17 protein-coding genes and 1 pseudogene are annotated in these 21,124 nt (G+C 69.4%); 8 read left to right on the top strand and 10 right to left on the bottom strand.

What is annotated here, in order from left to right:
* On the top strand, positions 1-427 hold a 427-nt coding region (locus tag E1218_RS26260), incomplete at its 5' end, for a hypothetical protein (RefSeq protein WP_233712474.1).
* 29 nt (positions 428-456) lie between these two features.
* Here E1218_RS26260 and E1218_RS26255 read toward each other — a convergent pair.
* A complete protein-coding gene (locus E1218_RS26255; protein WP_132324703.1) occupies positions 457-858 on the bottom strand; it encodes a VOC family protein in 402 nt (133 codons plus the stop codon).
* 114 nt (positions 859-972) lie between these two features.
* On the opposite strand from E1218_RS26255, the gene E1218_RS26250 reads away from it, so the two are divergent.
* The 3 genes from E1218_RS26250 to E1218_RS26240 all read left to right on the top strand — a co-directional run bounded on the left by E1218_RS26250 (position 973) and on the right by E1218_RS26240 (position 4,652).
* Entirely contained in the window at positions 973-2,067 is a 1,095-nt protein-coding gene (locus E1218_RS26250) for a glycerate kinase family protein (protein WP_132324701.1), read from the top strand.
* Between the two features lie 243 nt (positions 2,068-2,310).
* On the top strand, positions 2,311-2,667 hold the full coding sequence (locus E1218_RS26245) for a HesB/IscA family protein (protein WP_132324699.1): 357 nt from the start codon (positions 2,311-2,313) through the stop codon (positions 2,665-2,667).
* A 596-nt stretch (positions 2,668-3,263) separates the two neighbouring features.
* A complete protein-coding gene (locus E1218_RS26240) occupies positions 3,264-4,652 on the top strand; it encodes an MFS transporter (RefSeq protein WP_132324697.1) in 1,389 nt (462 codons plus the stop codon).
* A gap of 22 nt (positions 4,653-4,674) precedes the next feature.
* On the opposite strand, the gene E1218_RS26235 is transcribed toward E1218_RS26240, so the two are convergent.
* From E1218_RS26235 to E1218_RS26225, 3 genes are all read right to left on the bottom strand, one after another.
* Entirely contained in the window at positions 4,675-5,724 is a 1,050-nt protein-coding gene (locus tag E1218_RS26235) for a MerR family transcriptional regulator (protein ID WP_267900324.1), read from the bottom strand.
* 204 nt (positions 5,725-5,928) lie between these two features.
* On the bottom strand, positions 5,929-7,263 hold the full coding sequence (locus tag E1218_RS26230; RefSeq protein WP_132324693.1) for an amidase family protein: 1,335 nt from the start codon (positions 7,261-7,263) through the stop codon (positions 5,929-5,931).
* 239 nt (positions 7,264-7,502) lie between these two features.
* The gene (locus E1218_RS26225) at positions 7,503-8,756 is read right to left on the bottom strand and encodes an aspartate aminotransferase family protein (RefSeq protein ID WP_132324691.1); all 1,254 of its coding nucleotides are present in this window, start codon (positions 8,754-8,756) and stop codon (positions 7,503-7,505) included.
* A gap of 102 nt (positions 8,757-8,858) precedes the next feature.
* Here E1218_RS26225 and E1218_RS26220 point away from each other — a divergent pair, with 102 nt between their 5' ends.
* The gene (locus tag E1218_RS26220) at positions 8,859-10,340 is read left to right on the top strand and encodes an NAD-dependent succinate-semialdehyde dehydrogenase (protein WP_132324689.1); all 1,482 of its coding nucleotides are present in this window, start codon (positions 8,859-8,861) and stop codon (positions 10,338-10,340) included.
* A gap of 86 nt (positions 10,341-10,426) precedes the next feature.
* On the opposite strand, the gene E1218_RS26215 is transcribed toward E1218_RS26220, so the two are convergent.
* Positions 10,427-11,074: a GntR family transcriptional regulator gene (locus E1218_RS26215; RefSeq protein WP_132324687.1), complete on the bottom strand. Its 648-nt coding sequence runs from the start codon at positions 11,072-11,074 to the stop codon at positions 10,427-10,429.
* Positions 11,071-11,799: a maleate cis-trans isomerase family protein gene (locus tag E1218_RS26210; protein WP_132324685.1), complete on the bottom strand. Its 729-nt coding sequence runs from the start codon at positions 11,797-11,799 to the stop codon at positions 11,071-11,073. Before E1218_RS26210 ends, E1218_RS26215 begins: the two co-directional genes overlap by 4 nt.
* Positions 11,800-11,844: 45 nt before the next feature.
* On the opposite strand from E1218_RS26210, the gene E1218_RS26205 reads away from it, so the two are divergent.
* Positions 11,845-14,910 carry an FAD-binding and (Fe-S)-binding domain-containing protein gene (locus E1218_RS26205; RefSeq protein ID WP_132324683.1) on the top strand — a complete coding sequence of 1,022 codons (3,066 nt, stop codon included), beginning with the start codon at positions 11,845-11,847 and terminating at the stop codon, positions 14,908-14,910.
* A gap of 71 nt (positions 14,911-14,981) precedes the next feature.
* On the top strand, positions 14,982-15,458 hold the full coding sequence (locus tag E1218_RS26200; RefSeq protein ID WP_132324681.1) for a VOC family protein: 477 nt from the start codon (positions 14,982-14,984) through the stop codon (positions 15,456-15,458).
* A gap of 379 nt (positions 15,459-15,837) precedes the next feature.
* On the opposite strand, the gene E1218_RS26195 is transcribed toward E1218_RS26200, so the two are convergent.
* From E1218_RS26195 to E1218_RS26175, 4 genes are all read right to left on the bottom strand, one after another.
* Positions 15,838-17,070 carry a M20 family metallopeptidase gene (locus E1218_RS26195; RefSeq protein WP_202866199.1) on the bottom strand — a complete coding sequence of 411 codons (1,233 nt, stop codon included), beginning with the start codon at positions 17,068-17,070 and terminating at the stop codon, positions 15,838-15,840.
* A gap of 288 nt (positions 17,071-17,358) precedes the next feature.
* Complete coding sequence (locus E1218_RS26185; protein WP_165949435.1) at positions 17,359-18,570, bottom strand: aminotransferase-like domain-containing protein; 1,212 nt, start codon at positions 18,568-18,570, stop codon at positions 17,359-17,361.
* 4 nt (positions 18,571-18,574) lie between these two features.
* A complete protein-coding gene (locus tag E1218_RS26180; protein ID WP_132324675.1) occupies positions 18,575-19,759 on the bottom strand; it encodes a M24 family metallopeptidase in 1,185 nt (394 codons plus the stop codon).
* A 171-nt stretch (positions 19,760-19,930) separates the two neighbouring features.
* Positions 19,931-20,692 (bottom strand): maleate cis-trans isomerase family protein, encoded by a 762-nt coding sequence (locus tag E1218_RS26175; RefSeq protein WP_202866198.1) that lies wholly within the window; start codon positions 20,690-20,692, stop codon positions 19,931-19,933.
* 80 nt (positions 20,693-20,772) lie between these two features.
* Between E1218_RS26175 and E1218_RS26170 the strand changes: the two are divergent.
* Positions 20,773-21,124: pseudogene (locus E1218_RS26170) on the top strand (D-2-hydroxyacid dehydrogenase); the annotation flags it as partial.

Below are 21,124 nucleotides of genomic sequence, written 5' to 3'. Positions count from 1 at the left end.
CCCCCGAGTCGCATCCGACTACGCCCGATCCACCCCCATGCCTCACCAGCCCACCGTGTTGTCCGAGCACCTGCGAGTCGCCGCCGCTGACGACCGTGTCATGCCCGGGTTCGATAGGAGTGCGGTGCCGTCCGAGCACCTGCGAGTCGCCGCCGCCGACGACCGTGTCATGCCCGGGTTCGATAGGAGTGCGGTGCCGTCCGAGCACCTGCGAGTCGCCGCCGCCGACGACCGTGTCATGCCCGGGTTCGATAGGAGTGCGGTGCCGTCCGAGCACCTGCGAGTCGCCGCCGCCGACGACCGCGTCATGCCCGGGTTCGATGCGACTGCGGTGCCGTCCGACCTCAGGGCACTCGCCGAGACCGCGATAGCGCTCTTGCTCGATCTTGTCTCCTGCGCCGCCGACCCGGACCACGCTACGACCTGACCGTGCGAGCCGGTTCGGTACTCGCCGGCTCACGCCTCCTCGAACTGCGGCGCACCGCCGGCCGGCCACTCGACGAGCTCGATGCGGTAGCCGTCGGGATCGATCAACCAGGAAATCTTCGGACCGTCAGGGCCAGCGGGATGCTCCTCGGCGCCCGGTTCGAGCCCAGCCTGGGTGAGCCGCTCGATGGTGTCGCTCAGTGAGTCCACCTCGATCGCGAGGTGCTCGAAGCCACTGATCTCGACCTTCCCGTCAGCAGGCCGGTGCACCAGCTCCAGCGACACCGACTGCTCGTCGGCGAGCTTCAGCCACACCAGGCTGGAGCCGTCGCCGATGGGCACGGTGCCGAGTTCGGTGTAGCCGACGGTCCGGTAGAAGGCGAGTGACCGGTCGAGGTCGGTGACGCGGTAGGCGAAGAGGATTGTCTTCATGCCGACGATCCAACGGTGCTTCGTGGTGACGCGTCAACGGACTAGACCGCTCGGAGTGTCCGCGACCTGGCTGCCCGGCGGCGTGCACAGAGCGAGGTGGGAGAGGATGTCGGCATGCGAGTGCTGATTGCGCCGGACAAGTTCGCTGGGACGTTGACGGCGGTGGAGGCCGCGGCAGCCATCGAAGAAGGGTGGCGGCGGCGGGATCCCGACGCTGAGGTGCTGGTCGCGCCGATGGCGGACGGCGGCCCCGGGTTCATCGACGTACTGTCCGCCGTCGTGGACGGCACCCTCCTCTCGGTGACCGTCCGCGGACCGCTCGGCGAGGAGACCCCGGCCACCGTGCTGCTCGCGGGCGAGACGGCGTACGTCGAGACCGCACAGGCCTGCGGCCTGCACCTGGTTGAGCCGAAGCAGCGTCGGCCGGAAGATGCGACCACGTACGGCGTCGGTCAGCTGATCGCGGCTGCGGTCGACGCCGGAGCGAAGCGGATCGTTCTCGGGCTGGGTGGATCCGGCACGAACGACGCCGGGGCCGGACTGCTCGCCGCGCTGGGAGCGACTGCCGTCGGCGGCAGCCTCGACGCCGGCGCAGCCGGGCTCGCGTCGCTGACCGAGGTCGACCTGGAGCCGGCGCGCACCCGGATGGCCGGGATCGAGTCCGTCGCGGCGAGCGATGTGGAGAACCCGATGCTCGGTCTGCGCGGCGCGACCAGCGTGTTCGGCGCCCAGAAGGGGATTGTCGACAATCGGAAACCCGTGGTGGACGGGTGGCTGACGCATTTCGCCGAGCTCGCGGACCGCAAGACCGCGGACAAGAAGGGCGCGGGCGCAGCGGGCGGCCTCGGTTACGCCCTGTTGCTGCTCGGTGCCGAACGCGTGTCCGGCATCGACCTGGTCGCCGACCTGACCGGCCTCAAGGAGAAGGCGTCGCGGGTCGACCTGGTACTCAGCGGTGAGGGCGCCTTCGACTTCCAGTCCCGCGACGGCAAGGTGATCGCCGGGGTCGCCAAGGTGGCGAACGACGCGATGCGCCCGTGCGTGGTACTGGCCGGCAAGGTCCTGATCGGTTCCCGCGAGATGCGCACGATGGGTGTCGAGTCGGCGTACTCGCTGGTCGACGCGGTGGGGGAGACGCAGGCGTTCGCCGACCCGCACGGCTCGCTCGCCGCGGTCGCGGAGCGTGTCGCCCGGACTTGGGCGCGCTGATGGCGTTCCGTACGGCGGAACGCGTCCGGCAGAGATCCGGGGCGGCCGCCTTGCCGGCTAGGTTCCGCCGACCCCAGGCCGGTGTCCGCTCGGCGAGGCAGGTAGTTGATCCGCGAAATTGGTGTGCGACCATGGGAATGGTTCCGGATCAGCGGTTGTTGGCTCGGAATGACAGCGGACTTTCCGCGCGCGGCTGCCTGCCCACTCAGCAGTCGGGCGCTCACGAGATGACTGGAGTCAGGAATGACTGAAGCGCAGACCGAGCAGGCCGTCGCCACGGGTGTGATCCTCACCGATGGGGCCGCCGCCAAGGTGAAGGCGCTGCTCGAGCAGGAAGGCCGCGACGACCTCGCCCTGCGAGTCGCCGTGCAGCCGGGCGGTTGCTCCGGGCTGCGGTACCAGCTGTTCTTCGACGAGCGTCAGCTCGACGGTGACGTGGTGGCCGGCTTCAACGGCGTCAACGTCGTGACCGACCGGATGAGCGCGCCCTACCTGAAGGGCGCCTCGATCGACTTCGTCGACACCATCGAGAAGCAGGGCTTCACGATCGACAACCCGAACGCCACCGGCTCCTGCGCCTGCGGCGACTCGTTCAACTGATCCATCCGCAAGCCCCGCTCCCCACCCAGAGAGCGGGGCTTTCGTATACCCCGTAGCGGCCCGAGTGTTCCGTCTAACCGCCCGCGCGCTAACTCTCACCACACCGACCCGGGCCCCGCTGCCACCGCCGTACGCGGCCGCGTGCAAGCTCCGCAGCCAGGGCGAACCGCCCCGGGGATTATTCGCAGCCCGCCTGGGACTCCGTTGCCCCGAACCACTGCGGCGGGGGAGAGCCTCGCGACAGCCCGCAGTGGGGAACCGCTGCGGTCGGCCAGAGCCTCGCGGCAGCGCAGCGGGACCAACTGCACTCGGCGAGAGCCTCGCGACCGCTCGCAGCGGGAACCGCTGCAGTCGGCCAGAGCCTCGCGACAGTTTGCAGCGTGAGGCTCCGCGTCGGCCGGTGGTGGGCTCACCGGGGGTTGGTTCTTGCTGTTCACTAACGCACATGGTTAATCTTCGGATTGTCAACAAAACTACGACTTGCCAGTCAGGTTCGCCTTGAATGTGAGGCGGGCACGTTCGCGAGCGCGTAGACGCGCGTGCCCGAAGCCTGTAGTGGGCACCCGGGACAGATCGTGTGACGACAGGAGGACCCCGTGGACGCCGAGAGCCAGCCGCCGGTCGACAGGAAGCCGTCGGTCGAGAAGGAACCGCCAACAGGAGTGCTGAAGAAGGCGATCGCCGCCTCGGCCATCGGCAACGCGACCGAGTGGTTCGACTACGGCATCTACGCGTACGGGGTGACCTACATCTCGGCCGCGATCTTCCCGGGAGACACCGAGAGTGCGACCCTGCTCGCGCTGATGACCTTCGCCGTGTCGTTCCTGGTCCGGCCGCTCGGCGGGCTGATCTGGGGTCCGCTCGGCGACCGACTCGGTCGCAAGCACGTTCTCGCGATCACCATCCTGCTGATGTCCGGCGCGACCCTGTGCGTCGGCCTGGTTCCGACGTACGACGCGATCGGACTGTGGGCGCCGATCCTGCTGGTGCTGCTCCGGATGATCCAGGGCTTCTCGACCGGCGGCGAGTACGGCGGTGCCGCGACGTTCATGGCGGAGTACGCCCCGAGCCGGCGCCGCGGGTTCCTGGGCAGCTTCCTGGAGTTCGGAACGCTGGCCGGGTTCTCGCTCGGTGCGCTGCTGATGCTCGGCTTCTCGCTGATGCTCGGCGACGACGCGATGCACTCGTGGGGCTGGCGGCTGCCGTTCCTGGTCGCCGCGCCGCTCGGTCTGGTCGGCGTCTACCTGCGGTCCCGGCTCGAGGACACGCCCGTGTTCCGTGAGCTCGAGGAGAAGGGGCAGAAGGAAGAGGAGACGGCCACCCAGTTCAAAGACCTGCTGGCCGGCTACTGGAAGCCGATCCTGCAGCTCGGCGGCCTGGTCGTCGCGTTGAACGTCGTCAACTACACGCTGCTCACGTACATGCCGACGTACCTGGAGAGCGAGATCGGTCTCAGCTCGGACCAGTCGCTGATCGTGCCGATCATCGGAATGTTGACAATGATGCTGTTCCTGCCGTTCGCGGGTCGGATCTCCGACCGCGTCGGCCGTAAGCCGCTGTGGTGGTTCTCGCTGGCCGGGCTGTTCGTGTTCGGCGCGCCGATGTTCCTGCTGATGGGGACGAACATGGCCGGGGCGATCGTCGGCTTCGCCGTCCTCGGCCTGCTCTACGTGCCGCAACTGGCGACGATCTCCGCGACGTTCCCGGCGATGTTCCCGACCCACGTCAGATACGCCGGTTTCGCCATTGCCTACAACGTGTCGACGTCGTTGTTCGGCGGTACGGCGCCCGCGGTGAACGATTGGCTCACCGCCGAGACGGGCAACGCACTGATGCCGGCGTACTACATGATGGCCGCCTGCGTCATCGGCGCGATCGCCCTCGTCAAGGTCCCCGAGACCACGCGCTGCCCGCTCAACGGCACCGCGATACCGGGCACGGACGAGGCCCTGCCGCCAGTGGCCCTGGAGCCAACCAAGGCCTGAGCCGAACAGGAGCCCATCGTGGTCAGGCGATGGGCTCCTGCAGTTCGGTCACCCACTGGGCCGGGTCCTCCGGGCAGTCGAGGTAGAGCTCGCGAGCAGGTTCCCCGGACCGATAGTCGTTGTCGTCGATCCAACGGGCCAGCGCCTGCCACGCGGGGAGCACCTGGTCGATCGGACCGCGATGCACCAGTGTCGCGGCTCGCACGGCAGGTAGGTCGACCACCTCCAGTCCGTTGAGGTTGCCCTCGGCATCGATCGATGCCGGAACGGTCGCGCGTACGACGGCTTCGTCCTCGGACCGCGGCGATCGCTCGTACAGACAGGTCAGTCGGCCGGCCGGATGCACCGCGGCCTCAGGGAGCCGCCGGCCGAGCTCCGCGCACAGCGGACGTACGACAGGCCCGATGTCCTCGGGGGTGAAGCTCTCGGCGGTGGTGGTCAGGCCCACCAGGCGTACGGCGGGCAGCTCTTTGATCACCACGTCGACAGCCGGCGAGTCGCCCTCGATGCCGCGCAGACGGGACTCGACCTGTGCGAGCTTGGCGACGCTCTCGGCGACGGTGGACTCCAGCTCCGCTCGGCGCATTGTCAACAATGCGCGCATCTTCGCCGGGCCGATCTCGTCCGCGACCATCGTCCGCACCTGCTCGAGCGAGAACCCCAGATCCTTCAGCGCGACGATCCGATTGAGCTCCGCGAACTGCCCGGCGTCGTAGCTCCGGTACCCGGTCGCCGGATCCACGTGCGCGGGCCGCAACAACCCGATCGCGTCGTAGTGCCGCAACATCCGCACCGACACTCGCCCATGCCTGGCAAAGTCCCCGATTGCAAACAATCCGACCTCCCATTCAGCTCGAGTCAACCACCAACGCCACCCCCAGCACCGCAACCAACCCGATGCTGCGCTCCGTTCCGCCGAGCACGCTCCGTCGCACCCGGTCCGTCGCGCCCGGTCCGTCGCGCCCGGTCCGTCGCGCCCGGTCTGTCGCGCCCGGTCCGCCGCGCCCGGTCGCGCCTGGTCGTCGCGCCCGGTCCGTCCCGCATCACCGCGCTCGGTCGCCGCCGCGCCCATCACCGCCCAGACGCCTCGCCGCGGTCCCCGCTCCGACGGTCGTCCGGTCACCCGGCCCGGTGGTCGCAAGTATCAGGTGCGGGTGTCGGCTGACCGGGCGCACGACGTACCGGGTATCTGCTCGGCCGTCTTCCAACACATCGTCCAGGAACCTCCGCGAAGCCGTCCGGATCACCGCTGTACGTCACCGGCGGCTCGCGTGGCTCATTCCAGCTCGGCCGCCAGGAGTTCGGCGAACGTGATGGGGGTGTCGTCCTCGTGCCAGGGGCCGATGACCTGGGCGGCTACCGGGAGGCCGGCGGGGGCCGAGCCGATCGGCATGCTCAGGGCGGGCAGTCCGGTGAGCGACGCGTGGGCGATCCAGAAAACCTGCGCGTCGTAGCGTTGCTCGCCGTACGACGTCGTGATCGTCCGATCGTCGAATGTCCGATCGTCGTGGGGGAAAGCGGTCGTGAAGCTCGTTGGGCAGAGGAAGACGTCGACCTCCTCGAAGTACCGCTGCCAGATCATCCGCTGAGCCATCCGCCGCCGCTCCTGCGCGACCACCTCCGCCAGACCCGCGAAGTCGGCGGCTTCGCCTTGGAGCGCGAGGAACAACCCGACCTGGAACCCGAACGCGTCGGCCTGCTCCGACGCATCGACACCCGGCGGCCACCCTTCGACGACCTTCGCTCCACTCCGATCGAGGCGATCGACCGTCTCCGACAGCGCCGTACCGACCTCACCCGACACCGGCGCGTCCGCGTGATCGAGCACGACGCCGACCCGGAAGTCGGCCAGCCGGTCGTGCCTCGCCTGCTGGAGCCGCCACGAGTACGGCGCCGCCGGACCCCCGGTGACAGCCAACGCGGTGCGCAGGTCCGCAGCCGAACGCGCAAGTGGTCCGATTGTCGACAACATCGGCAACTCGGTCGGCGGCGCGGGCGGTCCCGGCGGTTGGACACCGCGCAGCGGCACCAGTCCGTTCGTGGGCTTCAGCCCGTAGACACCGCAGTACGCCGCCGGCAGTCTGATCGACCCCACCAGGTCCGATCCGTACTCCAGGTAGGTGAGACCAGCAGCCAACGCGGCCGCACCGCCTCCGCTCGAGCCGCCCGGTGTTCGCGTGAGGTCGGCGGGGTTGTTCGTCCGGCCGTAGATCTCGTTCGTGGTCTGCCCGAAGTCCCCGAGCATCGTGTGGACATTACTCTTGCCGACAATGATCGCGCCGGCCCGGCTCAGGCGTTCGACCACGGTCGCGTCCCAGTCGGCGACGTACTCCGCGAATGCCGGCTCGCCCCACGTCGTATGCAAGCCGGCGACGTTGAAGGACTCCTTGACCGTCATCGGTACGCCGTGCAGCGGGCCGAGCTCGCGTCCCGCCGTGACGGCCTCGTCGGCATCGGCCGCCGCCTTCAAGGCGAACTCCGGTCGGGTTTCGACCACAGCGTTCACGTCGGTGTCGGCCGCGATCCGCGCGAGCATGCGCTCGGTCACCTCACGGGACGACACCTGGCCCGCCCTGATGCGGGCGGCAATCTCCGTTGCTGTCGCATTCATGCCGCCGGTCTACGACCTGACACAGTGTGAGAGTCAACGCCCGCCGTGGTGCCCATGCCGCCAACCCGCCTCCCGGCAGCAACACGCCCGCCCGTACGGCGATTGACCTGTGTCAACCGGCGCTGAGCCCGGAGCAGGGCGACGCAGAAGGACGACCGGCGATCGGACCACTCCGATGATCTGCAGTCGCTCGTCCGGACAGCGGACTGGCCTGGCCGCCGGACTCCTCCGGAGCCGGGTCAGGACGTGATCGCGGTGACCGCGTCCGACCAGATGTTGGCGGCCTCGTCGATCTCGTCCGGGCTCACCACGAGGGCCGGGATGAACCGGACGACCTGACTCCACGCGCCGCATGTCAACAGTAGGAGACCCCTCCTCGCTGCCTCCTGCTGCACGGCCGCCGCCGTGATCGGATCGGGTCTCCCGTCGGCGTCGCGGAACTCGTTGCCGATCATCAACCCGAGCCCACGGACGTCGGTGATCTGCTCGTGCTTGTCGGCCACGAGTTGCAGCGCCTGCTTGAGCTGCGCGCCGCGCTCCGCCGAGTTCCGCACGAGTCCCTCGTCCTGGATCACGTCCAACGTCGCCAGCGCCGCCGCGCAGGCGACCGCGTTGGCGCCGTACGTTCCGCCCTGCGAGCCGGGCCACGCCTTCTCCATCAGCTCGGACGACGCCGCGATCCCCGACAACGGGAAGCCGGACGCGAGCCCCTTCGCGGTGATCAGGATGTCCGGCTGCGAGCCGAAGTGGTCGCCGCCCCAGAACTTCCCGGTCCGGCCGAACCCGGTCTGTACCTCGTCCACGACGAGCAGGATCCCGTACTCGTCGGCGCGTTCCCGGAGCCCGGCGAAGAACCGCTCGTTCGCAGGCACGTACCCGCCCTCGCCCAGCACCGGCTCGACCACGAACGCCGCGGTGTCGGCCGGCGTACTCAATGTCTGCAATACATAGTCCAGCTGGCTCAACGCGAAGTCGGTCGCCTGCTCGACCGGCCAGCCGAAGTGCCCGGGATCGGGGAACGGCGACACGTGAACGCCGGCCATCAGCGGACTGAATCCGGAGCGGAACTTGGTCCCCGACGTCGTCATCGAGGCCGCCGCCACCGTCCGGCCGTGGAACCCGCCGTGGAACACGATCACGTTCGGCCGCCCGGTCGCCTGCCGGCTGAGCCGGAGCGCGGCCTCGACGGCTTCACTGCCGGAGTTCGCGAAGAACATCCGGTCGAGGTTCCGGGGGAGCACGTCGCCGAGCCGTTCGACCAGGTCGAGCAGCGGCCGGTGCATCACCGTCGTGTACTGCGCGTGGATGATCTTGCCGACCTGTTCCTGGGCCGCCGCGACCACGCGTGGATGGCAGTGGCCGGTCGACGTGACCCCGATGCCCGCCGTGAAGTCGAGGTACCGCCGATCGTCCTCGTCGAACAGCACCACACCCTCGCCGCGGGCGGCGACAACTCCGGTTGCCTGCTTCAGGATCTGCGACAGCTCGGCCACGGCGGCTCCCCTTCACGCGTCCGGTCAACAACTTCTTGTCAACTGGTAGATTGTCGACAATCAGCGTATCTCAGGCATCTGGACTGTCAATGGAGGCCGCTCATGAACGCACATCCAGGGCTCAGCGCCGACGAGTCCAAGGTGGTCGACGCTGTCGAGAAACGGCTGTATGTCGGTGGTCAGTGGGTCGACGCGTCCGGCGGCAGCACGTTCGACGTACTGGACCCGGCGACCGGCGAGAGGCTCTGCTCGGTGGCGGACGCGTCACCGGCTGACGGCCGGGCCGCCCTGGATGCGGCAGTCGCCGCTCAACCCGCCTTTGCGAAGAGGTCTCCGCGTGAGCGCGCTGACCTGCTGACCAAGGCGTACGAGCTGCTGCTCGAGCGGGTCGACGATCTCGCGCTGCTGATGACCCTGGAGATGGGTAAGCCGCTCGCCGAGGCGCGCGGGGAGATCGCGTACGCGGCCGAGTTCTTCCGCCATTTCGCGGGCGAGGCGGTCCGGATCGACGGCGGGTACCAGACCGCGCCGGCCGGGAACGCCCGTTTCCTGACCGCCAAGCAGCCGGTCGGTCCCTGCCTGCTGATCACGCCGTGGAACTTCCCGATGGCGATGGGGACCCGCAAGCTCGGCCCCGCGATCGCGGCCGGGTGCACGAGCGTGATCAAACCCGCTCACCAGACGCCGCTGTCGATGCTCGCGCTGATGGACATCCTGGCGGAGGCCGGCGTACCCGCGGGCGCGGTCAACTGCGTCACCGCGATGGACGCCGGCGGCGTGATGGAGCCGCTGATCCGCTCCGGGCTGGCGCGCAAACTCTCGTTCACCGGCTCGACCCGCGTCGGCCGGATGCTGCTCGAGCAGTGCGCGGAGAAGGTACTGCGGACGTCGCTCGAACTCGGCGGGAACGCGCCGTTCATCGTGTTCGAGGACGCCGACCTGGACGAGGCGGTCGACGGCGCGATCGCGGCCAAGATGCGCAACATGGGCGAGGCGTGTACGGCGGCCAACCGTCTGTTCGTCCATTCGTCGACAATCGACGAGTTCGGGCGGCGGCTGGCGGAGAAGATGTCGGCGCTCACGGTCGGGCGCGGGACCGAGCCGGGGGTGAAGGTCGGACCGCTGATCGACGAGGCCGGCCTGGAGAAGGTGCAGTCGCTCGTCGCCGACGCGGTGGAGCGGGGTGCGACCGTGCTCACCGGGGGAGAGGCTGCTGCCGGCAACGGGTACTTCTACCCGCCGACGGTGCTGACCGGGGTGCCGCGCGATGCCGCGATGGCCGATCAGGAGATCTTCGGGCCGGTCGCGCCGCTGACGCCGTTCGACAGCGAGGAGGAGGTTGTCGCGGCGGCGAACGACACCGAGTGGGGCCTGGTCGCGTACGTGTTCACCAACGACCTGCGCCGGGCGCTCCGGGTCGCGGAGTCGCTCGAGACCGGCATGGTGGGACTCAACCAGGGCATCGTCTCCAACCCGGCGGCGCCGTTCGGCGGCGTCAAGCAATCCGGTCTCGGCCGCGAAGGCGGAGCGCTCGGCATCGACGAGTACCTGGAGACGAAGTACATCGGCATCGCCATGCCGTAGGCGGGCCGCAGCCAGACGTCGATGCCTCCCGCCGTCGAGACGTACTGAGGCGGGGCGCGTTCAGGAACGCGTGCGGCTGACGGGCATCAGCGCGTGGTCAGGCGCGTGATGGCGTCGTCCATGTGGGCCATGAGGAGGTCGTCGGCGAGAAGGTGGTCGCCGGCGGCGATGGCTTCGGCCAGGGCGCGGTGTTCGCCGATCCGGGCCTCGGAGACGGTGTAGGTCTCCTCGAGGGCGTGGATGCACATGCGAGTCTCGGTGATGTAGGTCTGGTGCATCCTCGACAGCCGGGGGCTGTTGGCGAGCTTGACCAGGCGCTCGTGGAAGGCGATGTCGAGCTCGCCGACCGCGGCCGGGTCGCCCTCGGCGGCGGCCATCTCGTCGACGATCGCGAGCAGTTCCTTGCCGGCCGCCTCGTGGTCACCGTCGATGATCCGCCGGGAGGCGGCCCGCTCGATCGCCTCGCGCGCCAGGTACATGTCCCGGACGTCGTCCGGCGTCATGTCGATGACGAACAGCCCGCGGTTGCGGATCGAGACCAGCAGCCCCTCCTGGGTCAGCCGCTGCATGCCCTCACGGAGCGGTCCGCGGCTGACGCCGAGCTTCCGGGCGAGCTCCGCCTCGCCGAGCTGTGCGCCCGGCTTGAGCTCGCCGTGGCTGATGGCCTTGCGCAGTTTGTCGGCGATGATGCTCGGCGTCGACTCCTGCGCCAACGGCTCGATGAAACTGGTCACGCGTGTGTCCCCCTTGCTGAAAACAATCGGCCCAAGCCTGGCAGTGACGGTACCGGGCCGATCAACTGCAGTCCCTTCCACACCGTCACCTGATTGGCGGTGAGCACCGGCTTTCCGACCGCCGCCTCCAGATCGTCGACAATCTCCAGGGTGTGCATCGCGGTGTCCGGTACCAGGATCGCATCGGCGTCCGGGTGGTCCGCGGCCTTGACCATCGCGATCACCCGCCCCGGGTCGAGCGTGCCGACCTCGGCCGCGGTGATGATCCCGTGGCTGCCCATCGCGACCACCTCGACGCCGCCGGCGGTCAGGAACCGGACGAAGTGCTGGGCGACGTCTTCCGGGTACGACGCCGCCACCGCGACCCGGCGTACGTCGAGGGCCTTGCAGGCGTCGACGAACGCGAGGGACGTGGACGACACCGGTACGCCGAGCGCCTGGGCGACGCCGGATGCCTGGTTCCGGGCGCCCTCGGGCCCGAACACGAAGCTGCCCGAGGTGCAGGCCCACATCACCGCGTCCGGCTCGGCGGCGGCCAGCTCGGTCGCGCCTTCGGCGAGCCGTTCGGCGCGGCCTAGGTCGAGCAGGGCGTCCACCCGGTGGGCGTCCTCGCCGACGGAGGTGATCACGACCGGGAGCCTGATCGTCCCGTCGAGTCGCGCCTCCAGCGCCGGGTAGTCGTCCTCCGCGCTGTGACCGGGATAGAGCAGCCCCACCGTGACCATTCGTCCTCCTGGCTGACCCGCACCGAAATAGGTAGATTGTCGACAATGTTAACCCCAACGAACTCCGGGACCTCCACGTACGACGTGGCGCGGCTGGTCGGCGAGTTGCGGCGTGAGCTGCGCGGTTCGGTGGGGGACGACGCGGGTGCGCGGGCGATGTACGCGACGGACGGGTCGAACTACCGGGTCGTGCCGGATGCGGTCGTGGTACCGGCCGACGCGGAGGATCTGGCGACCGCGGTCGAGGTGATCGCCGCAGCGGGGGCGCCGGTGGTGATGCGCGGCGGTGGGACGTCGATGGCGGGGAACGCGATCGGCGGGGTCGTGGTCGACGTGTCCCGGCAGGTGAACCGGATTCTGGACATCGATGCCGAGGCTCGGACCGCGGTGGTCGAGCCGGGAGTGGTGCTGACCGATCTGCTGGCGGCGGCGCGGTCGCACGGGCTGGCGTTCGGTGCCGATCCGTCGTCGGCCAGCCGGGCGACGCTCGGCGGGATGATTGCCAACAATGCGTGCGGTGCGCACTCTGTCGCCTGGGGCACGACGGCGGACAACCTCCGCGCGCTCGACGTGATCCTCGCCGACGGCACTCGGCTCACCGTCGACTCCGGAGTGGGCGCGGTACCGGGCGGGGCGTCCATGAGCCGGCGAGCAAGCGCGGCAGCCGCTGGGCCGGAACAGTTGGCGGCGCAGGTCGTCCGAGACGAGTCGGCGGCGGGGGCAGTGCGGGAAGGGGCTGCGGCTCGGGCTGAGTGGAAGGACGCGGTGCATGCCGCGCGGGCGGAGTTCGCGGCGCGAAGTGGGCGTGAGGGGGAGCTGCATCGGGCGTTGCAGGGGTTCGTGGATCGGAACGAGTTGACGATCCGACGGCGGTTCGGGCAGTTCTCTCGGCAGATCTCCGGGCACGCGTTGCACCGGCTCCTTCCGGAGTACGGCTACAACGTGGCGGGCCTGCTGGCGGGCAGTGAGGGCGGTCTGGCGACGACGTTACGGGCGACGGTCGCACTCACCCTGTTGCCCAAGGCAAAGGTGTTGTGCGTGCTCGGGTTCGGCGACTCGATCACTTCCGCCGATTGTGTGCCGATCGTGCTGCGGCATGGTCCGCTGACGATGGAGTCGATCAACGTCGACCTGGTCGAGCGGCTTCCGGCCGAGGTGCGGGACGCCGCCGTACGCGCTGGTCTGCCGGACGGGCGGGCCTGGCTGCTCGTGGAGATGGGCGGCGAGGACGAAGTACAGGCCGCCTGGGCCGCGCAGACGATGCTCGGCGAACTGCACGACTCCGGTTCCCCCGCGACGGCGAGCCTGGTGCCGGACCCGAAGGCTCAGGCGGTGTTGTGGCGGTGCCGTACGGACGCGGCCGGCCTGGCGACCCGCCGAGCGGACGGTGCCGAGGCATGGGGCGGTTGGGAGGATGCCGCCGTACCGCCCGAGCGGCTCGGCGCCTACCTCCGCGGGCTCGACGAGCTGCTGCGGGGCCACGGTTTGTCCGGCGCGTCGTACGGGCACTTCGGCGAGGGCTGCATGCACATGCGGATCGACTTCGACCTGCTGAGTACGCGCGGCATCGCGACGTACCGGGACTTCGTCGAGCAGTCCACGGAGCTGGTCGTCGGGCTCGGGGGATCGGTGTCCGGGGAGCATGGCGACGGGCGGGCGCGAGGTGAGCTGCTCAGCCGGATGTACGGCGCCGACGGCGTCGGACTGTTCGCCGAGCTGAAGGAGATCTGGGATCCGGCCGGGGTGATGAATCCGGGGATGATCGTCGAGCCGCCACCGCTGGATCTGGCGATCCGGCACGACGGCCCGGCGAAGGATCGTCGATTGCCGACAATCTTCACGTACCCGGATGACGAGCACGACTTCGCCCAGGCGCAGCGGCGGTGCGTCGGGATCGGCAAGTGCCGGCAGACGTCCGGCGGGGTGATGTGCCCGAGTTACCAGGTGACCCGGGAGGAACTGCATTCGACGCGCGGGCGGGCGCATCTGCTGTGGGAGATGCTGCAGGGCGACGTGATCACGGACGGCTGGCGGTCGACCGAAGTGCGCGACGGGCTCGATCTCTGCCTGTCTTGCAAGGGATGCCTGTCCGATTGTCCGGTCAACGTGGACATGGCGACGTACAAGGCCGAGTTCACCCAGCACCACTACGCGCGGCGTCCGTGGGCGCGACCGATGTCGCATTGGTCGATGGGTTGGCTGCCGCTCTGGGCGCGGCTGGCGTCGCCGGTGCCAGGCCTGGCGAACCGTTTCGCCGGGCTCGGGGTGACCAAGCGACTCGGTGGGATCGCCGCGGAGCGGGAGGTTCCGCGGTTTGCGCAGCAGACGTTCACAGCTTGGTTCGCGAAGCGTGCCCAGCACAGGCCGTCCGCCCGCGATGCGACAGCTGGTTCGGCAGGTGCGGGCAAGGTTGTGTTGTGGCCGGACACGTTCACGGACTTCCTGGCGCCGGAGATCGGTCGGGCCGCGGTTGAGGTGCTCGAGGCGGCCGGGTTCGAGGTAGTGGTGCCGGCGAAGCGGGTCTGCTGCGGGCTGACCTGGATCTCGACCGGGCAGTTGACGAAGGCGCGCCGCGTTCTCAACCGTTCGCTCGACGTCCTGGCGCCGTACCTCGCCGACGGTACGCCGATCGTCGGGCTCGAACCGAGTTGTACGGCGGCCCTCCGGCACGACACCCCTGATCTGATTGCCGACAATCCGCTCGCCGACAAAGCGGCGGCCGCGACCCAGACGTTCGCGGAGTTCCTGATCGAGTCGGGCTGGGAACCGCCGCAGGTCGGCGGAGCGGCTCTGGTTCAGACGCACTGTCACCAGCACGCCGTCCTCGGCTTCGACGCCGACCGCAGGCTGATGGCGGCGGCCGGCATCGACGCGACCATTCCCGACTCGGGCTGCTGCGGCCTCGCCGGCAACTTCGGCTTCGAGCGCGACCACTACGACGTCTCGAAGGCGATCGGCGAGCGCGTCCTGCTCCCTGCCGTACGGTCGTTGCCGGACGCGACCGCAGTACTCGCCGACGGCTTCAGTTGCCGCACCCAGATTGCGCACGGCACAGCCCGCCGGGCCCAGCATCTCGCCGAGCTTCTCGCCCAGGCGCTCAAAAGCTCCTAGTAGAGGACAGAACCTGGCCGGTTCCGCTCCTACCGTTGCTGGTGGCCGACAGCGAACGAAGGAGGCGTGGGATGCCGATTCCCGAGGGGTATACGACCGTGACGCCGTGGATCATCGGGCAGGACACGGCTGGGTTGATGGACTGGCTGACCCGGGCGCTCGGCGCCGAGGAGATCGACCGGCTGGTCGGTCCGGACGGGCGGATCGGCCACGCGGAGATGCGGCTCGGGAACGCGATCGTGATGATGTTCGACGCCCGGCCGGAGTGGCCGCCGACGCCCGCGTTCCTGCGGCTGTACGTCGACGACGCGGAGGCGGTCCACGCACAGGCGGTCGCGGCCGGCGGAACGTCGGTGACCGAGGTGACGCACCTGTTCTTCGGCGACAAGGTCGGGCGGGTCCGCGATCCGTTCGGCAACCTGTACTGGATCCAGACGCGAATCGAAGAGGTCACTGAGCAGGAGATGATGGAGCGACTCTCCAACCCGGAGTTCACGCGGCGGATGGAGTACGTCCAGAACGCCGATTTCTTTCCCGGCCGCGGTTAGCCAGCACCAGGCAGCGGCATCGCAGAGGGCGTGCCGGCCGCCGGTGGTGCGGGGCGCCGCCGGAGTGGCCGGGCGGCCGGGCGGCCGGGTGGTCGATGCGACCGGGGTGGCCGATGTGAACCGGGGTGGCCGATGCGAACCGGGGTGGCCGGGGCGGCCGAGTGGCGGATGCCAGCGTCGGTCCCGGAGCGGCGCCGAACTGGGTGACCTGGTCCGGGAGGCCAGTAACACCGCGCTGATCGCCGCCGCGAGCGCCTCTCGATGATCGCGGCGATGTCTCCTGCTTTCAGAGGGCCGCAGACCGTGCCCCGCGGCGGCCGGTCGGCCCGCGCCGACCGGCCGGTGCCGGGTGAATCGACAACCCGGCGTCCCCGGCGCGTCAGGTGAGGAGGCGGAGGGCGGTCAGGGCGTAGGCGCGGGCCGCGGTGACGAGTTCGGTGACGGGAATCGATTCGTCGGCGCGGTGGGCCTGGGTGGTGACGGAGCCTGGGCCGAGCACGACCACGGGTACGCCGAGGTCCCGGGCGACGTACCCGCCGTCGCACGCGGCCGTCCACCCCGCGAGCGGGAGATCGGGGCCGCCGGCGTCGGACCGGGCCGACTCGACGACGCGTACGAGGTCCGTGCCGGCAGCTGTTTCGAACGCCGGCATCTCCATCGGCATCTCGAGCTCGACCGACAGCCCGCGGTCCTCCAGCCGCAACGCGGCGACGCGTGACCGCAGATCATCGAGTACGGCGGCCGGCGACTCGCCCGGAAGCAGTCGTCGATCGGCGACAATCACACAATCGGCCGGGACGATCGAACCGCCCGTACCGCCGTTGATCTGACCCACGCTCCACGTTGCCGGCCCGAGCAACGGGTGTGGATTCGCTGTGAGCTCGGCATGCAACCGCTCGATCTCGGCGACGACCGCGGCGGCGCCGTAGATCGCGTTGGCACCGTCGTCCGGGTTCCCGGCGTGGCAGGCGCGGCCGTGGATCGCGACCCGGAGATAGGAGTCCCCGCGTGCGGCGATGATTGTCTGCAGGTCGGTCGGCTCGGCGGTGACGCACCCCAGGAACCCGGTTGGCTGTGAGTCGTCGGACCCCGGCTCGGTTGCGGGGATGTTGGCCGGAGCCGCGGTGTGGTGGGCGTCGGCGACGTACGCCCGGATGCCTTTCCCGGTTTCCTCTTCGTCCACTACTGCGGTGAGTTCGACCGGGCCGGTGAGCGCGGTGCCGCGGAGGGTGGCCAGGGCGGCGAGCGCGGCTGCGAGCCCGCCCTTCATGTCGGAGGCGCCGCGGCCGTAGATGCGGCCATCCTTCACGGTGCCGCCGTACGGATCGGTCGTCCAGCCGTCGCCGACCGGTACAACGTCCGTGTGCCCGAGGATGAGCAGGCCCGGACCGTTGCCCCCGGCAAGCGTGATGGTGATGTTGTCGCGGCCTGGTTCCACCGGGCTGGTGACCACGTCCAGCCCGAGGTCACGTGCCGCGGCCGCGAGTGCGGCGACGGTCGCGGCCTCCTCCCCGGGAGGGTTCTGCCCGGTCGCCTGCACCAGCTCACGGGTGACCCGCACCAGCAGCTCTTCGTCGATCCGGTCGAGGACGGTCTGTTCGTCAGGGGTCATGAACACGAAGCCTAAATCGGATTGTCAACAATCAGCTCAGCCGGCGGTGACAGGCTGTTCAACCTCGACGCAGCGCTCGTTCTGCAGACCCGAGGAGCTGACCACCCGCCGCCGAGCCGCCGAAACGTCGAACCGCGGAGGAGCTAACAGGCCGTCGAGCCGTCGAGCCGTCGAGCCGTCGAGCCGCCGAACCGTCGAACCGCCGAGCCGTCGAACCGCCGAACCGCCGAACCGCCGAACCGCCGAACCGCCGAACCTTCGAGCGGTCGGGCGGTCGAGCCGTTCGGTTCACGTCAGTTTGTTGACGGCTCGGCGGAGCCGGGTGATGCCTTCGTGGATGCGGTCGGGGGGAGTGGAGGCGAAGCACAGTCGGAGCGCGTCGGCGAAGCGACCGCTGGGAGAGAACGCCGGACCCGGGATGAACGCGACCCCTTCGGCCAACGCGACCTCGAACAGTTCGGCGGTGCTGACCCCGTTCTCAAGCGTCACCCACAGGAAGAAGCCGCCCTCGGGGTCCGTCCAGCGGGCGATGTCACCGAAGTGCTCCTGCAACGCCGCATGCATCGCCTCCTTGCGACGCCGGTACTGCGCCCGCTGCGTGACCAGGTGATCCTCGAGATGTCCGCCCCGCAGGAACCCGGCGAGCAACCGCTGCGCAGGCAGATTCGTGCACGTGTCCATTGCCTGCTTCGCGTTGATCAACAACGGCTGCAGTTCGGCAGCCGTATCGACCCAGCCAACTCGGAGTCCGGGCGCGACGATCTTCGAGAACGTCCGTACGGCGAATACCAGCGGATCGCCCGCGGCGAGCTCGCGGATTGTCGGCAAGGGATCGCCGGCGAACCGCAGCAGCCCGTACGGGTCGTCGTCGATCACCATCGAGCCCCATGAGCGGGCCACCTCGAGCAGCCGGTGTCGCCGATCCAGCGAGAGCGTCGCCCCGGACGGATTCTGGAACGTCGGGATCGTGTAGATCGCCTTCGGTCGCCGTCCGTCGAGGAGCTGCTCGAGATTGTCGACAATCATCCCGTCGTCGTCGACCGGGACCTCCAATAGTTGGGCGCCGTACGAGAGCGCCGTCGCGCTGCCGTTCGTGTACGTCGGCGACTCGACGACGACCAGATCGCCCGGGTTCACGAACAGCTTGCAGAACAGGTCGAGTCCCTGCATGCCGCCCGCGGTGATGGTGAGCCGGTCGGCGGTGGTTTCGTCGCTCGTCCCGCGCAACGTCTCCAGCAGTGCCTCGTGCAGCGGCGGATCGCCTTCGGTGGCCGCGTAGTCGTACGCGTCCGGGCGACTCAACTGATCGGCGGCGATGCCGGCCAGGACGGCCGACGGGACCGCCTCGGCGGCCGGTGAGCCCATCGCGAACCGCACGATGTCGTGGGTCTGCTTGTGCAGCAGCGAGGTGCTCGAGTCGATCACCGAACCGACGAGGCCGCCGACGCGGTCGGCGTACGGGAGAGTCGTCACGGCACTGCCACGGACTTCTTGCGTCACTGCGCTACCTCCGGATCGTCAGTTCGTGGGACAGGTCGGTCAGGTGCTCCACGCCGTCGCCGGTGACCACTACCGGTTCGGACAGTTCGTATCCCCAGCCGTCCATCCACAGGCCGAGGATCACGTGGAACGCCATCCCGGCAGACAGCACGGTGGTCTCGCCGGAGCGCAGGCTGACCGTGCGCTCGCCCCAGTCGGGCGGGTAGCCGATGCCGATCGAGTACCCGATCCGCGAGTCCTTCACCAGCCCGTGCGCGGCGATCACGTCGTTGAAGGCCGCGTGGACGGCGCTTCCGGTGACGCCTGGTCGGATTGTCGACAACGTCGCTTGCATGCCGTCCGCCACGACTTTCGCGGTCTCGCGCAGTCGCTGGGGTGGATCGCCGAGCATCACCGTGCGGGCGAGCGGCGCGTGGTAACGGCCGAAGACGCCCGCCAGTTCGATCGTGGTCGCCTCGCCGGCCCGGAACGGACGGTCGGTCCAGGTGAGGTGCGGTGTACCGGCTGCCTCGCCGGTCGGCAGCATCGGTACGATCGCGGGGTAGTCGCCGCCGTGTTCCGGCGTACCGATCGCCTGGGCGGCCATGATCTCGGCGACCAGATCGCACTGCCGGCGCCCGGGCCTGAGTTGGTCGAGGGCTATCCGCATCGCCTGGGCGGCGATCGCGCCGGCAATCCTGAGCTGACGCAGTTCGTGCGGTGACTTGACCAGCCTGATCCAGTTGACCAGTTCGCCCGAGTCGACCAGTCGGTGGCCGGGCAAGCCGTTGTCGAGCGCAAGGTACGCGCGAACCGGGAAGAAGTGGGCGTCGCCCTCGATGCCGACGTCGGCGCCTGCCGGGACGAGCTCGCGTGCGTGGGCCGCGATCCAGTCGTACGGATGGACGTCGGGGCGGTGCACAAGGTCCTCCGGATAGCCGTGGATCTGCTCGGCGCGCAGGTTGGACGTGTACGCCGCCCCGGCCGCGTCCATGGCACGCGCGAAGAAATGTGCTTCGCCGACGGCGGGGAGCACCAGGCACTGCGGTGTGTAGAACGACCAGGCGTCGTACCCGGTGAGGTAGAAGAGGTTCGACGGATCGCTGACAATCAGCGCTCCGAGGTTCCGCTCGGCCATGGCGGCGCGGACTCGCTGAAGCCGTCCGGCGTACTCGCCCGGCTCGACCGCCTGCTCCAACAAGTCGGGCACGCACTCACCTCGGTTCAGTACGATTGCAGATTGTCGACAATACTGCCGAGCTTAACCGCTGAGCGCCGCTGGGCTGTAGCCCTGGGTCGCGCGGGGTCAGCAGAGGGCGAATCGTGCGGGCTCGGCGTGGAGCGAGTCGCGCAGGGTTCGGGAGGAGCGCGGGCTGCCGTTTCAGGCGACCTTGGGGTCGAGGAGATGCTGGCCTGGGCCGACGGCGTTGTGGCCGGTGAGCGTGAGGACTGACCACATGGTGACCTGGTTGGCGGTGAGGACCGGTTTGCCGATCACGGCCTCGAGGCCGGCGATGACGTCGTACGTCGGGAGGTTCGTGCAGCTGATGAACACAGCCTCGGCGGTGCTGGTGTCGATGCTGCGGACGAGTTCGACGGTGACTTCGTACGGGACCGTCCAGATCTGCGCGATCAGGCCGAGACCGGCGGTCGAGACCACCTCCACTCCGGCTTCGGCGAGGAACGCGGTCAGGCCTGCGGTGAGGTCGTCGGTGTACGGCGTGACCGTGGCGACCCGGTTGATGCCGAGGTGCCGGAGGGCCTGGAGGAGAGCGCCGCTGGTCGTGACCGCGGTCGGGGCGCCGGCGGCGACCATCGCGTCGACCAGGGCGGCTTCTCCGGACAGGCCGCCGACGAAGCTGCCGGAGGTACAGGCGTACGCGACGGCGAGCGGCGCGACCGGCAGTACCTCGGTCGTCGCGCGGGCGATCAGCTCCGGATCGGAGATGTGGACCGCCATTTCGAGCGTCGCCGCGAGGGGTGCGTACGGCGTCCGCGTCAGGTGCAGCGTGACGTCGTCCGGGACCCACCGCCAGAGCTCGCGGTCCAGCGCGAAGTCGTACGGCGCGACGACGCCGATGCCCGTCTGCAGCAGCGGGAGCGTCGGCGCCGGCAGGGGGTGAGTGGGTGGCCGGAGCGTCATGCGACTCAGTGTGGGGTCCCGCTGGCCGCAGCGACAAGAGATTGTTGACAATCCTACGGATCGATTCCTAGCCTCGATGCGTGCCCCCCACCAGCGAGCGACCCATCGTCACGGTCCTCTGCGAGCGGGTCCCTGAGGTCGCCGGGTTGCGGATTCCGCCTGCGTTGGAGCACGTGCCGGGGGTTGAGTTTCGGTTTTGTGATGCGGAGGGATTGCGGGAGGCGGTTCGGGGGGCGCGGGGACTGTTGTTGTGGGATTTCTTTTCGACCGCGGTTCGGGATGTCTGGGACCAGGCCGGGTCGTTGGAGTGGATTCATGTGACGGCGGCTGGGGTCGACACTCTGCTGTTCGACGAGCTGCGTGATTCCGATGTGGTGGTGACCAATGCGCACGGGGTGTTCGATCGGCCGATCGCGGAGTACGTGCTGGGGG

Origin of the sequence: Kribbella turkmenica (assembly GCF_004348725.1) — a bacterium.
Taxonomy (GTDB): domain Bacteria; phylum Actinomycetota; class Actinomycetes; order Propionibacteriales; family Kribbellaceae; genus Kribbella; species Kribbella turkmenica.
This window is presented reverse-complemented; position numbering and strand designations above follow the sequence as displayed.

What these genes read in the sequence shown, in the direction of transcription:
- E1218_RS26255 (WP_132324703.1), bottom strand. Translation starts at nt 858, where the DNA reads ATGAAGACAATCCTCTTCGCCTACCGCGTCACCGACCTCGACCGGTCA.
- E1218_RS26250 (WP_132324701.1), top strand. Translation starts at nt 973, where the DNA reads ATGCGAGTGCTGATTGCGCCGGACAAGTTCGCTGGGACGTTGACGGCG.
- E1218_RS26245 (WP_132324699.1), top strand. Translation starts at nt 2,311, where the DNA reads ATGACTGAAGCGCAGACCGAGCAGGCCGTCGCCACGGGTGTGATCCTC.
- E1218_RS26235 (WP_267900324.1), bottom strand. Translation starts at nt 5,724, where the DNA reads ATGGGCGCGGCGGCGACCGAGCGCGGTGATGCGGGACGGACCGGGCGC.
- E1218_RS26230 (WP_132324693.1), bottom strand. Translation starts at nt 7,263, where the DNA reads ATGAATGCGACAGCAACGGAGATTGCCGCCCGCATCAGGGCGGGCCAG.
- E1218_RS26220 (WP_132324689.1), top strand. Translation starts at nt 8,859, where the DNA reads ATGAACGCACATCCAGGGCTCAGCGCCGACGAGTCCAAGGTGGTCGAC.
- E1218_RS26210 (WP_132324685.1), bottom strand. Translation starts at nt 11,799, where the DNA reads ATGGTCACGGTGGGGCTGCTCTATCCCGGTCACAGCGCGGAGGACGAC.
- E1218_RS26205 (WP_132324683.1), top strand. Translation starts at nt 11,845, where the DNA reads ATGTTAACCCCAACGAACTCCGGGACCTCCACGTACGACGTGGCGCGG.
- E1218_RS26200 (WP_132324681.1), top strand. Translation starts at nt 14,982, where the DNA reads ATGCCGATTCCCGAGGGGTATACGACCGTGACGCCGTGGATCATCGGG.
- E1218_RS26195 (WP_202866199.1), bottom strand. Translation starts at nt 17,070, where the DNA reads ATGACCCCTGACGAACAGACCGTCCTCGACCGGATCGACGAAGAGCTG.
- E1218_RS26175 (WP_202866198.1), bottom strand. Translation starts at nt 20,692, where the DNA reads ATGACGCTCCGGCCACCCACTCACCCCCTGCCGGCGCCGACGCTCCCG.